This window comes from Paenibacillus barengoltzii NBRC 101215 (genome assembly GCF_004000745.1).
In the GTDB taxonomy this organism is placed as follows: domain Bacteria; phylum Bacillota; class Bacilli; order Paenibacillales; family Paenibacillaceae; genus Fontibacillus; species Fontibacillus barengoltzii.
On the sequence record NZ_BILV01000012.1, the window covers coordinates 95,820 to 107,834 of the forward strand.

At 49.6% G+C, this 12,015-nt stretch carries 12 protein-coding genes; 6 read left to right on the forward strand and 6 right to left on the reverse strand.

Annotation, left to right across the window (positions count from 1 at the left end; translation table 11 throughout):
- Positions 1–1,086: an aspartate-semialdehyde dehydrogenase gene (gene asd, locus PBA01S_RS05435; protein WP_127575510.1), complete on the forward strand. Its 1,086-nt coding sequence runs from the start codon at positions 1–3 to the stop codon at positions 1,084–1,086.
- A 33-nt stretch (positions 1,087–1,119) separates the two neighbouring features.
- Complete coding sequence (locus PBA01S_RS05440) at positions 1,120–1,575, forward strand: GNAT family N-acetyltransferase (RefSeq protein ID WP_085170332.1); 456 nt, start codon at positions 1,120–1,122, stop codon at positions 1,573–1,575.
- A 78-nt stretch (positions 1,576–1,653) separates the two neighbouring features.
- Here the strand turns inward: PBA01S_RS05440 and PBA01S_RS05445 are convergent, their stop codons facing one another.
- Complete coding sequence (locus PBA01S_RS05445) at positions 1,654–1,965, reverse strand: YbjQ family protein (protein ID WP_016311971.1); 312 nt, start codon at positions 1,963–1,965, stop codon at positions 1,654–1,656.
- 98 nt (positions 1,966–2,063) lie between these two features.
- On the opposite strand from PBA01S_RS05445, the gene PBA01S_RS05450 reads away from it, so the two are divergent.
- Both PBA01S_RS05450 and sstT read left to right on the forward strand, forming a co-directional pair.
- Positions 2,064–3,203, forward strand: coding sequence for an NAD(P)/FAD-dependent oxidoreductase (locus PBA01S_RS05450; protein WP_085170302.1), 1,140 nt, complete (start codon positions 2,064–2,066; stop codon positions 3,201–3,203).
- A gap of 103 nt (positions 3,204–3,306) precedes the next feature.
- Positions 3,307–4,548, forward strand: coding sequence for a serine/threonine transporter SstT (gene sstT / locus PBA01S_RS05455; protein WP_028537739.1), 1,242 nt, complete (start codon positions 3,307–3,309; stop codon positions 4,546–4,548).
- 60 nt (positions 4,549–4,608) lie between these two features.
- On the opposite strand, the gene PBA01S_RS05460 is transcribed toward sstT, so the two are convergent.
- Positions 4,609–5,169: an NADPH-dependent FMN reductase gene (locus PBA01S_RS05460; RefSeq protein WP_028537740.1), complete on the reverse strand. Its 561-nt coding sequence runs from the start codon at positions 5,167–5,169 to the stop codon at positions 4,609–4,611.
- 2 nt (positions 5,170–5,171) lie between these two features.
- Positions 5,172–6,242 (reverse strand): LLM class flavin-dependent oxidoreductase, encoded by a 1,071-nt coding sequence (locus PBA01S_RS05465; protein ID WP_016311975.1) that lies wholly within the window; start codon positions 6,240–6,242, stop codon positions 5,172–5,174.
- 145 nt (positions 6,243–6,387) lie between these two features.
- On the opposite strand from PBA01S_RS05465, the gene PBA01S_RS05470 reads away from it, so the two are divergent.
- Complete coding sequence (locus PBA01S_RS05470; RefSeq protein ID WP_016311976.1) at positions 6,388–6,732, forward strand: winged helix-turn-helix transcriptional regulator; 345 nt, start codon at positions 6,388–6,390, stop codon at positions 6,730–6,732.
- 113 nt (positions 6,733–6,845) lie between these two features.
- On the opposite strand, the gene PBA01S_RS05475 is transcribed toward PBA01S_RS05470, so the two are convergent.
- Entirely contained in the window at positions 6,846–9,005 is a 2,160-nt protein-coding gene (locus PBA01S_RS05475) for an alpha-amylase family glycosyl hydrolase (RefSeq protein ID WP_127575511.1), read from the reverse strand.
- A gap of 475 nt (positions 9,006–9,480) precedes the next feature.
- Here PBA01S_RS05475 and PBA01S_RS05480 point away from each other — a divergent pair, with 475 nt between their 5' ends.
- Positions 9,481–11,046, forward strand: a complete 1,566-nt coding sequence (locus PBA01S_RS05480) for a carbohydrate-binding protein (RefSeq protein ID WP_127575512.1) — start codon at positions 9,481–9,483, stop codon at positions 11,044–11,046.
- Between the two features lie 28 nt (positions 11,047–11,074).
- Here the strand turns inward: PBA01S_RS05480 and PBA01S_RS05485 are convergent, their stop codons facing one another.
- Positions 11,075–11,578 (reverse strand): GNAT family N-acetyltransferase, encoded by a 504-nt coding sequence (locus PBA01S_RS05485; RefSeq protein ID WP_127575513.1) that lies wholly within the window; start codon positions 11,576–11,578, stop codon positions 11,075–11,077.
- A 99-nt stretch (positions 11,579–11,677) separates the two neighbouring features.
- The gene (locus PBA01S_RS05490) at positions 11,678–11,896 is read right to left on the reverse strand and encodes a helix-turn-helix domain-containing protein (protein ID WP_009226010.1); all 219 of its coding nucleotides are present in this window, start codon (positions 11,894–11,896) and stop codon (positions 11,678–11,680) included.
- Positions 11,897–12,015 lie beyond the last annotated feature (119 nt).

A 12,015-nucleotide genomic window follows, 5' to 3' on the forward strand; every position in this document is an offset into this window, starting at 1 on the left:
ATGGGTCAAAAGTTGAAAGTAGGCATCGTTGGTGGAACAGGAATGGTAGGGCAACGTTTCGTGCAGCTGCTGGATCAGCATCCTTGGTTTGAGGTGACTGCGATTGCAGCCAGCGCCAATTCTGCAGGTAAAACCTATGAAGAGTCCGTCCAAGGACGTTGGAAAATGGCGACGCCGATGCCTGAAGCCGTGAAATCCATTGTGGTACAGGATGCGTCTAAGGTTGAGGAAGTGACGTCGGACGTGGACTTCGTCTTCTGCGCCGTAGATATGAAGAAGGCAGAAATCCAAGCGTTGGAGGAAGCCTATGCGAAAACCGGCACTCCGGTGATTTCCAACAATTCAGCACACCGCTGGACGCCGGACGTACCGATGGTGATTCCAGAAGTAAACCCGCAACATATTGAAGTGATTGAAGCCCAACGCAAGCGCCTTGGTACGAGCACCGGGTTTATTGCCGTGAAACCAAACTGCTCGATTCAAAGCTACGTACCGGCGTTAAACGCTTTGCTTGATTTTGAACCAACGACGGTTGTGGCATCGACCTATCAGGCGATTTCCGGGGCAGGCAAGAACTTTACCGATTGGCCGGAAATGCTGGATAACGTCATTCCGTATATCGGCGGCGAAGAAGAGAAGAGCGAGCAGGAGCCGCTGCGTATTTGGGGGCATGTGGAAGGCGGACAGATCGTCAAAGCAAGTTCTCCAATTATTACCACCCAGTGCATTCGCGTTCCGGTGACGGACGGTCACTTGGCTACCGTATTCGTGTCATTTAAGAAGAAACCGTCCAAGGAAGAAATCCTGCAGCGCTGGACTGAGTTCAAAGGCCGTCCGCAAGAGCTGGGATTGCCAAGCGCTCCGAAGCAATTTATCACGTATTTTGAAGAAGAAAATCGTCCGCAAACCAAGCTCGATCGCGATATTGAGCAAGGGATGGGCGTTTCCGTCGGCCGTCTGCGCGAAGATTCGTTGTACGATTATAAATTTGTTGGCCTGTCGCACAATACGCTGCGCGGAGCTGCAGGCGGTGCGGTATTGATTGCTGAGTTGCTGAAAGCAGAAGGATATATTCAAGCGAAATAATCTAGGTTTGTCCGGGGGAGGGGGAGCCTGTTGATCACCATCACAGTGGATGATTTAAGCGGACCTGAAATTAGAGCATTTATTGGCGAGCACTTGGCGAACATGGCGGAATCCTCTCCACCTGAAAGCATCCACGCGTTAAATGTAGACGGCTTGAAGCAGCCGGATGTCACGTTTTGGAGCGCCTGGATCGATGGCGAGCTCGCGGGATGCGGTGCGCTTAAGGAGCTGAATCGCGAACACGGTGAGGTTAAATCGATGCGAACTGCGATCCCGCACCGTGGGAAAGGCGTTGCCAAGCAAATGCTGGCGCATATCCTTGAAGAGGCTGTGCGACGCGGTTATCAGCGGATCAGCCTTGAGACGGGTTCGATGGAGGCTTTTGCTCCGGCCCGTAAATTGTACGAGAGCTTTGGGTTTACGTATTGTGATCCCTTTGCAGATTATGTCGAGGATCCGAACAGCGTATTTATGACAAAGTTATTATAACCAAGTAAAGATGAACGATTCGAATCAGGAACACACAAAAACCCGCAAATTTGCGGGTTTTTGATTTTTTTCCAGAGACTATACAACGACGGCGGTTCCGCTGACAGATACCATCAGCATGCCTTCTCGAATGACCTCGTAATCGATATCGACACCGATAATCGCATTTGCGCCAAGGCGCGATGCTTGGTCAGACATTTCGGCGAAGGCGGTGTCTCGGGCTTCCTGAAGCTTGTTCTCGTAAGCACCGGAACGGCCGCCGACGATATCGGTGATCGAAGCTAGAAAATCGCGGACCACGTTCGCGCCCATGATCACTTCTCCGGTCACGATCCCAAGATAACGTTTGACCGGAGATCCTTCAATGGTTGGGGTGGTAGTCATAATCATAGGGAGTCCTCCTTTTTTTAGAGCCATATTGGTTGTTACGAAGGTATGCCGTGATGGTTTCAATTTAAACTATAATGGAGGCAAGGGAGGCTTTTAACGTGAAAAAGATGATAGTTATCGGCTCCGGGATTCTCGGGGCTTCAACCGCATATCAGTTGGCTAAGCTGGGAGCCGAGGTTACGGTCGTCGACCGTGGGGGGCCTGGACAAGCCACTGACGCTGCCGCCGGGATAATATGCCCTTGGATCTCACAACGGCGTAATAAAGCTTGGTATAGCTTGGCCAAATCGGGCGCGCATTATTACAAGTCCTTCATCAATGAACTTGAGGCGGAAGGAGCGTACGATACAGGATATGCTCGTGTTGGGGCGCTGCGTCTTCATCGGGAACGCGAAAAGCTGGTCGCCTTGGAGAAGCTGGCCGTCGACCGTAGACAAGAAGCCCCGGAGATGGGAGAGATTCGATTGCTTGAACCGGACGAAGTAAAGCGGTTGTTTCCTCCGTTGGATGAGGGGTTCTACGCCCTGTATGTGAGCGGTGCCGCCCGCGTTGATGGGCGTGCGCTCCGCGAATCGCTTCTGAGGGCAGCGGTACGGCATGGGGCGACGATCGTCCGCGGCGAAGCTTCGCTTCTGCATGACGGCAACACCGTCAACGGGGTGCGCGTCGGCACGGAAGAGATCAACGCTGATGCGGTTGCCGTTTGCGCCGGGGCATGGGCGCGTCAACTGTTCACTCCGCTAGGTTTGGACTTCCAGGTCACTTACCAGAAAGCCCAAATTGTTCATTTGTCACTGCCGGACGTTGCAACCGAGCATTGGCCTGTCGTAATGCCGCCGGGAGATCAGTACATTCTGGCGTTCGATGACAGCCGGATTGTGATTGGCGCAACCCATGAAAACGATCCGCAGGGTTATGATACCCGTGTGACGGCGGGCGGTTTGCAAGAAGTGATCAACAAGGCGCTGTCGGTGGCACCGGGGTTGGCGGACGGCAGTTTTTTGGAAGCGAGAGTGGGGTTTCGTCCGTTCACACCAGGATTTCTTCCGGTCGTCGGGACGGTACCTGAATGGAAGGGGATCTATGCGGCCAACGGCCTAGGAGCTTCAGGATTAACGATGGGGCCGTATATTGGCGCACAGCTGGCCCAACTCATGTTAGGGCGGGAGACGGAGATCCAATTGGAGAATTATCGTCTTCATCTGGCTCTTTCGCCTGAATTTTCTGACAATCTGTGAAAAGTATTGCACAAATGTTTCCACTCGGAGGACAGATGTCCATAATACGTGGTATACTATCGCTATGCACTGATGCGACATCATAAACATACGGGGGAGAAACATGAAGGCAATCTTACAGAAATGGAATGAAATCAGTCTTGTGAAGCGAATTCTTGTTGGCTTGGTGGTGGGGATCCTCTTGGCGTTGATCGTGCCCCAAGCCAGCGGCATAGCGCTCCTAGGGACGCTGTTTGTGTCCGCTCTAAAGGCCGTAGCGCCGGTACTGGTGCTGCTATTGGTTATGGCTGCGATCGCGAACCATCAAAAAGGTCGGCAAACCAACATGAAGTCGATTCTCGTGTTGTACTTAGTCAGTACGTTTTTGGCTGGGGCTAGCGCTGTGGCTGCGAGTTTCCTGTTTCCGGTCAGCCTGTCCTTGGCAGGGGCTACGGAAGGCTTAACGCCGCCAGGAGGCATCGTCGAGGTGCTAAAAGGTCTGCTGCTAAATGTGGTGGATAATCCGGTCCATGCCCTGATGAATGCCAATTATATCGGTATTTTGGCTTGGGCGATCTTGCTTGGTCTAGCGTTGAAGGGCGCAGGTGATCAGACCAAAAGCTTGCTTACACACGCCTCCGACGCTGTTTCGCAAATCGTCAAGTGGGTTATTCAATTCGCACCGTTTGGAATTTTGGGACTTGTATATGAATCGATTACGGTAAGTGGATTGGAATCGTTGTTGGATTACGGGAAGCTGTTAGTGGTTTTGGTGGGCTGCATGCTGTTCATCGCGTTGATCGTCAACCCGCTGATCGTTTATATCAACATACGTCGGAACCCGTATCCGCTCGTATTCACCTGTTTGAAAGAGAGCGGGATCACGGCGTTCTTCACCCGCAGCTCGGCGGCGAATATTCCTGTGAATATGCGTCTCAGCGAAAAATTGGGATTGAATAAGGATACGTATTCGGTATCCATCCCATTGGGAGCGACGATCAATATGGCGGGCGCAGCGGTCACGATATCGGTCCTGACGCTGGCAGCTGTCCATACGTTAGGCATTGAGGTGGACTTCGGTACTGCGGTAATTCTCAGCGTTCTGTCGGCAATCTCTGCTGCTGGAGCTTCTGGTGTGGCCGGCGGTTCGCTGTTGCTGATCCCTCTGGCTTGCAGCTTGTTTGGGATTTCGAACGACATCGCGATGCAGGTTGTAGGGGTAGGGTTTATTATCGGGGTCGTGCAGGATTCGTGCGAAACGGCGCTGAATTCCTCCTCCGACGTGCTGTTTACGGCTACGGCTGAATATGCCAAAAAACGCAAGGAAGCGGCGCTTCCGCTCGCAAATACGGCAAGCTTGGATTAAATAACAAAAGGCTGGCGATGATTCGTCAGCCTTTTTTCATGCGCAGTCTTTGGTTTGCTATCATAACTCGTTATAGGCAGCCTCTCGGATATTGGCATAGGTTTCAGCCAACATCATGGTATCCTCGGCTAAACGCTCAATCCGGAATTTAACATCATCGTTCACAATCTCTTTACGGTAGAAGTCTTGTTCCTCAATAAACACATAGTTCTGTACTAATTGTGCTTTCAAGTAAGTCAGGATCGGCTTCAATTGCTGTTCAGGTACGAGGAAGTGGCGGGATGAGCCTGCGGTAGCCACGATACTAACCACCTTGTCCTTAAGAGCATATTGTGGAAGCAGATCGAAAATATTCTTGAGCGTTCCCGGAATCGATGCCTGGAAGATTGGTGTACCGATAATCAGAACGTCGGCGTCCATGATCGCTCGGGTGATCATCCCCGTATCGCCTTCATAATCCAAATAGTTACGACCGTCACTAAATTGAACTTGATATTCAGCCAGATCAATCAGCTTCGTTTCCGTGCCGGGGTACTTTTCCGCTATCGTTTTTAGAGTGTAATCCACGGCAGTTTTGGTTTTGGAACCTACGATGGTGCCGGACAATCCAACGACTTTCATCATTATTTACCTCCTTCAGATTTTTTCGTGTATTTCTTGATGGCTGGCAAGATTTCTGTGCCGATCAGTTCGATATTCCGTTTCACTTGATCAAACGGCATACCGCCAAGATCGATTTGGGCGATATATCGCTGATGACCAAACAATTCATGTTGATAGAGGATCTTCTCGATGATTTGTTGAGGGCTACCGGCATTAATGATGTGATGCGGGTCGCTGCCTTGCATGAACAGTTGTCGATGGAAGCCTTGGCCATTCGATTTCATCATGCTTTCGTTGACGTAAGGATAGAACTCCTGCAGGGCCTGTTGTGACGTTTCGGCTGCGTAGAAGAAGCCTGCAGTGGCGACAGGCAGTTCGTCCGGGTTGTGGCCAGCCTTTCTGGCGGCTTCCCGATAGACGTCAACCGTCCGTTTGAAGACGGAAGCGGGACCGCCCAAATGTGCCATTACCATTGGAACGCCGGCGAAACCAGCTTTAACCGCACTGGCCGGACTTCCTCCAACCGCCCGCCAAATCGGCAAGGAGCCGTTAAGCGGACGTGGGATGATCTTGGCATTTCGCAACGGTGCCCGGAATTCTCCACTCCAGTTGACAACCTCTTGTTCATTAATCAACCGCAGAAGATCGAATTTCTCTTCGAATAATTCCTCGTAATCGTGAACATTGTAACCTAACAAGTCAAAAAGTCCAACTCTGGAGGCGCGCCCCGCCACGATCTCTGCCCGGCCGTTCGAGATGAGGTCAATTGTGGAGAAATCCTCATACACGCGAACAGGATCCGAAGTACTGATAATCGTCGCGGTACTGCCGATCTTGATTTTGCTTGTGGCTTGAGCTATAGCAGCAAGCACCACCGTGTGTGCTTGGGTCGCGAAATAATTTTGGTGGCTTTCTCCGACACTGAAGAAGTCCAAACCTGCTTGTTCAGCAAGCTTAGCGTACTCGATAATTTGTTGAATTCGTTCTTGTGGGGAAGTGCTTTTTCCCGTTTTGGGATCAGGCACATGATCGCCCAAAGTATATATGCCAAACTCCAGTCCTTTGCTGGGATCAATACGATATTGGTTCATGAGAAATTCACCCCTTGTTTATTTTTTGGTGATGTGATGTTGCTTATGCGCTTATTATAATCAGCTTACGAAAATATAGTAAGTACGCACTTTTTAGTGGTATAGTTACTTATAAGAAACTAATAAGAAACTAGGAGGTTGTGCTATGGAGAAGATACCTGAGCTTTGTCACGTCGGTGACGCATTGGAGATTATTGTAGGAAAGTGGAAACCGATGATTCTGTTGGTGTTGTTGCAAGAAGGCACAAAAAGATTCAGTGACCTTAAGCGCAAGCTGCCGGACATTTCTCAAAAAATGCTGACCCAGAACCTGCGTGAATTAGAGGAAGAGGGGATTATCGAACGGATCGTCTATCCCGAGGTCCCGCCTCGTGTAGAATATTCGATATCAGAGTATGGAAGAAGTTTGGAGCCGCTTCTGGACGCGATGCACAGTTGGGGGGTCAGTCATGTGCTGCGGAAGGAAGAGAAGTTACTGCATGTGAAATAAAAAATAAGACCCGTGCAATTGGCACGGGTGTTGGGCGCATTTACGTAAAGATAAGAAACGAGCAGCTAAGGAATTGATCCATAGCTGCTCATTTGGTTGTTAGATGAACTTGCTTATGGTTGCCAGTCGACCTCAACCGTGCCTACACCGTTGGTTGGCGTTGTAAAGCTGTGGTTGGAGCCGCCTTCCCAGGTCACGGATGTCCCGTTCTTTTTGATAAACTTGAATTCCAGAGTTGTTCCCGCCGGCACGCTGACATCAAAGTACCAAGTTGGATAAGTTCGAATGATCTGGTTAAAGAACGGACCAATCGCTTTGTCCGGATCCCAGTTGCCAAGCTCGGCGATGTTGCCTGTCAGATAGACATTTTCACCTAACGTGGTGTTGGCATTGTTAATGACGAACCGAACCGAGACTTGATCTCCTGTAAGCAGGTTAAAGCTGCTATAGCTGTTGCTGTCCACGGAGGATGCGTTGCGGACTTTGATGTCATACTGACCCGGTGTGATTGCCGGTACTTTCACTTGGATTTGTGAATCCTCCCACTGCACGATCTGGTTACCGGTGACTGCCGTTGTACCGAAGAAGACCGTTCCTTTCGTATTCCCAAAGCCTCGGCCATCGATCGTCAGCGTTGTGCCCGCTTTACCCATGTCCGTTCCGATATTACCGATGATCGGTGCGGACTCACTGGCTGCAAATTGCCATACTGCAACAGCCCCTGCCGGCAGGTTAAAGGCGGGGACTGATCCCGTAGAACTTACCGTAATACTGCCGCCATCCAGCAGTCCGTTTAATTCGTCGGTATAAGTACCGGCTGGTAGTGAGGTCTGCAAGCCAGTGATCGATGCGGCGGTGGTCGTATTGCGGTTAATGGCGACCAGCGCTACGCTATTGCCGAATTTTCGCTCATAGATAAATACATCATGATTGATCCAGCGTTCCTGCGTGCTTCCATAGGCGAGTGCCGGGTTCGATTTGCGAAGCGGCGCCAGCTTGCCGATGACTTGATATGCGGTGGTAGAAGTCGAGAATCCACTCATATAACCTCGGTTCGCCGGATCACCATTGCCCGTCATATATTGCTCTGTCCCGTAATAGATTGCCGGAACGCCGCGTGACGTTAATGTGAAGGCCAGCGCTTGCTCCAATCGCCGGTCGTTGTTGCCCAGCTTAAAACGATCCATGTCATGGTTATCAATAAACGTGACTTGGTCATGGATATGTTTGTAGTTGGCTGCTGTTGTAGTCAGCATGTTATTTAAGCCGTACATCGTATCCGTGTTATCGCGGAAGACCTGCCGGACTTTTTGCCCAAATTGGAAGTCAAGCAGGCTCATCCCGGATTCATTGGCGAAGCGGATGTTGTTCGGATCATTTTCGCCAACGCCAAGGAACCATTCCCCGAAGGTAAACACCGGTTGATATCCTGCAATCGAAGCAACCCAGTTCTTCTGCCAGCCCTCCGGCATATGCTTCACCGCGTCCACCCGAATGCCATCGATCCCCATATCCAACCAGAGCTTGATTGCATCTTTGAAATACGTATCCGTTACGTTGTTGTGGTGATTAATGTCGGCCAGATCATACAGATTCCGATAGATGCCATCCTCCAGCGAGGAGAAATTCGTGCCTTGATTATGATGGAAAATTCCGTTGGTGTCCCCCGTGTAGCCGGCAATCAGGTTACCATTATCGTACAACCGACCGTTCTCGGCGAAGGAAGGTTGTGTCTCCGAAGCAGGGGAGGTGTGGTTCGGTGCGAAATCAATGATGATCTTGATGTTGTTGGCATGCGCTGTGTTAATGAGCTCCTGAAAATCGCTCATGCTGCCAAACGCCGGATTCGTTCGTTTAAAGTCGCGGGCCCAATACCCGTGATAGGACGTGCTATTGACACCGGAGTAGTCAATGACGCTGTAAATATTTTCGACCGGCTGTGATATCCATAAAGCGCTTACACCCATTCCGGCAAAGTACCCCTCGTTAATCTTGTTAATGATCCCCCGCCAGTCTCCTCCACAATAAAGCTTCAGATTTGTACAACCGGGTGAATAGGCCGCGCCCGATGGATTGTTGCTAGGATCCCCATCCGCGAAGCGGTCTGTCACAATTTGATAGATGACATCGGTAGAGAAGCTTTGCTTGTTAAGAACCGACGTATCGGGAGCGGCGCTCGCCGTCGGTACGGCGATGGAAGGGATGAGCCATGCTGTAAAGAGACAGGTGGAAGCAAGGAGTGTGATAATGGATTTTTTTAAAAACGGTTTCATAGATCAAACCACCTTTCCAGCTTTTTCTACTGTTCTGAACATAGACTTCATTTGAAATTTAAGCCAACCGCTGTAGGATCGTTCGGTTCCTCCTTTCCCGCCGCTACAAAACAAAAAAAACCCGCAATCTTCAACGGAAGATTACGGGGTTGTTCCTGATAGGGAGGATCAGGAAAGCAGCGCCCTCAAATTGTGGGATCAACTTTCATCCTTAAGTCAGTAAGATATGGCAAATTAAGGATGTGACTTCATTTTATATCAGGGGTGCCAAGCTGTCAAATGCTAGATTATCTCTCTTGAATTCCTCGATTTCGCAGCAATCCTCAAAACTTCAAGTCTCTATTTTCTCATAATCTATAAAAATTATCTAAAATCTAGCAGGTAAAATGGATGATTATGTAAAATAAGATATCTATTGCAATCTCACACTTCATGGGACTTGAGAGATTGACGATTCAAGTGAAGGAGGAAAATTATGGTTCAGGTCAGTTTATTAAGGAGGACAAAGATTTGGTTGCTCGCCTTGATACTTGTGGTGCCGCTGTTTTCAACCTTAGCGTATGCTGCAGCCAAGCCAGTTGGAGCAACAGGAGAACGAATACTTGTTGGATATTGGCATAACTTCGATAACGGATCTGCGAATATCCGGCTGCGGGATGTTTCACCGGATTTTGATGTCATTCAGGTTGCGTTCGCAGAGCCCGTCGGGGGACCTGCTAGCGGGAATATGGCATTTACGCCGTATAACGCTTCCATCAACGACTTCAAGGCGGATATCCGTGAGTTGCAAGGCAAAGGCAAGAAGGTTCTCATTTCCGTGGGCGGCGCTAATGGGACCGTGGATCTGTCCAGTGAGCAAGCCCGGCAGACTTTTGTTCAGACGATGAAGAGCATTATCGATACTTACGGTTTTGACGGGTTGGACATTGATCTCGAAGGCAGCTCTTTGTCCTTAAACGGGGGAGATACGGATTTTCGAAATCCGACGACTCCGAGAATCGTAAATTTGATTTCCGGAGTACGTGAAATTTTGAACAGCTACGGTTCGGACTTCATGTTGACGATGGCGCCGGAAACGGCTTACGTTCAAGGCGGTTATGTAGCCTACGGCGGGCCATGGGGTGCATATCTGCCGGTGATTTACGCTTTTCGGGATCAACTGGATTATCTCCACGTGCAGCATTATAACTCCGGTCCGATGACCGCGTTAGACGGCCGATCCTACGTTCAAGGTACCGCTGACTTCCAAGTGGCGATGGCTGAAATGCTATTGCAAGGGTTTAATGTCGGCGGTAATGCGAACTACAAGTTCCCAGCCCTACGTCCGGAGCAACTGCTCATCGGCCTTCCGGCGACGCAAGCGGCAGCGGGAGGAGGATACACGACACCAGCCAACGTACACAAAGCATTGGATTATCTGATTAAAGGTCAATCGTTTGGCGGAAGCTATACATTACGTCAACCGCAAGGTTATCCCAGCTTCAAAGGCCTGATGACCTGGTCCATCAACTGGGACAAGGCGGCGAATTTTGAATTTTCTCGGTCTCATCGTGCATATTTAGACAATTTAGGGACGAACCCAGATCCTGGCCCAGATCCGAATCCAACTCCTGACACAACGCCGCCAACTGCCCCGAGTCAGCTTCGGGTAACTGCAGTTACGTCAAACAGTATCACGCTGGAATGGTCCGCTTCCAATGATAATGTGGGGGTTGTTGGTTATACCATCTCCTACGGCTCTGGAAGTGTAAATGCGACGAATACCACGGCAACCATTAGCGGTTTGTCACCGAACACGACGTATACATTTACCGTCACAGCCAAAGATGCTGCCGGCAATGTCTCCTCAGGAGCTACAGTTCAAGGGACAACGGCGTCGTCAGGTTCTCCAGGTGATGCCCAACCTTGGCAACCTTATGTATCCTTCAATATTAACGACGAGGTATCTTACAACGGAAACATCTATATTTGCCTACAAGCCCATACCTCTCTTCCGGGCTGGGAGCCTGAGAATGTACCTGCCTTGTGGAAGTTGAAATAAGGGAGCAAACGAAAACCCACGTCTTGGATTAAGGCGTGGGTTTCGTTTTTGGAGCAAGATCCAGTTTCATTGTCCAGGAGGTTCCGGAGATCCCGAAGTAGGTAAAACCTAATTTCTGATAGAGTTCCACGGCTGGAGTATTGGTGGGATCTACACTTAGGGACAGTGAATGGTATCCATCAAGCGCTGCTTGCTTGATGATTTCATTCATTAAAAGCCGCCCGATTCCCATTCCCCGAAAATCCGGATGTATAGCAATTCCCAGCTCCGGCGTTTCGTTATCGACGTAACCAAACCCTGGATTCGTTTCATCGAACAGTCTATACCATACCGCCCCGGCATGTTGATCGTCCTTCACGGCGACGAAAGCTCGGTCTCCTCTTCGCCCCCAACCTTCGTGATACTTCTTCAGATGCGGCGCATTCAATAGCTCATCCTTCGGCGGCTTCCCCTGAGGGATATGAATCGACTCGTAGTGCATATCCGTGAAGAAATCGAACTCATGGGGTTGCAGCGGTCTAATTGTGATCATAGGCTCACCTCGGGGTGTGGGTTTGGTAATACAGGCTCAAAAAATCTCTTGCGTAAGTGCAGCATCAGAGTATTAAAAGCGGTATTCACGAGTACATAGTTATTTTTCATTAGAACGCTTTGAGTTGTTTGTTTGACCCAGAATGTAATCAATACTAACGTTGTAGAAATTGGCTAACTTAATCAATACAGAGCTCGGAACATCCAAGTTCCCGTTTTCGTACCGCGAATAGGTTGCTTGTGAAATGTTTAAATGCTCAGCTAATTGCTGCTGTGTCAAATCTCTATCTACTCTTAAATCCCTTATCCTCTTATACATTCATATATCACCCATGCTAAGTTTACTCTATGCGAAAATTGCATATTGAGATTTATGCATTTTTCGCATAAAATCTATTCATATACCAAATATTTCAAAGGAGATTGATTATAGTAACT

Bases quoted from the DNA above. Each gene is read 5' to 3' on its own strand.
- asd (WP_127575510.1), top strand. From the start codon at position 1: ATGGGTCAAAAGTTGAAAGTAGGCATCGTTGGTGGAACAGGAATGGTA.
- PBA01S_RS05445 (WP_016311971.1), bottom strand. From the start codon at position 1,965: ATGATTATGACTACCACCCCAACCATTGAAGGATCTCCGGTCAAACGT.
- sstT (WP_028537739.1), top strand. From the start codon at position 3,307: ATGAAGGCAATCTTACAGAAATGGAATGAAATCAGTCTTGTGAAGCGA.
- PBA01S_RS05460 (WP_028537740.1), bottom strand. From the start codon at position 5,169: ATGAAAGTCGTTGGATTGTCCGGCACCATCGTAGGTTCCAAAACCAAA.
- PBA01S_RS05465 (WP_016311975.1), bottom strand. From the start codon at position 6,242: ATGAACCAATATCGTATTGATCCCAGCAAAGGACTGGAGTTTGGCATA.
- PBA01S_RS05470 (WP_016311976.1), top strand. From the start codon at position 6,388: ATGGAGAAGATACCTGAGCTTTGTCACGTCGGTGACGCATTGGAGATT.
- PBA01S_RS05475 (WP_127575511.1), bottom strand. From the start codon at position 9,005: ATGAAACCGTTTTTAAAAAAATCCATTATCACACTCCTTGCTTCCACC.
- PBA01S_RS05480 (WP_127575512.1), top strand. From the start codon at position 9,481: ATGGTTCAGGTCAGTTTATTAAGGAGGACAAAGATTTGGTTGCTCGCC.
- PBA01S_RS05485 (WP_127575513.1), bottom strand. From the start codon at position 11,578: ATGATCACAATTAGACCGCTGCAACCCCATGAGTTCGATTTCTTCACG.
- PBA01S_RS05490 (WP_009226010.1), bottom strand. From the start codon at position 11,896: ATGTATAAGAGGATAAGGGATTTAAGAGTAGATAGAGATTTGACACAG.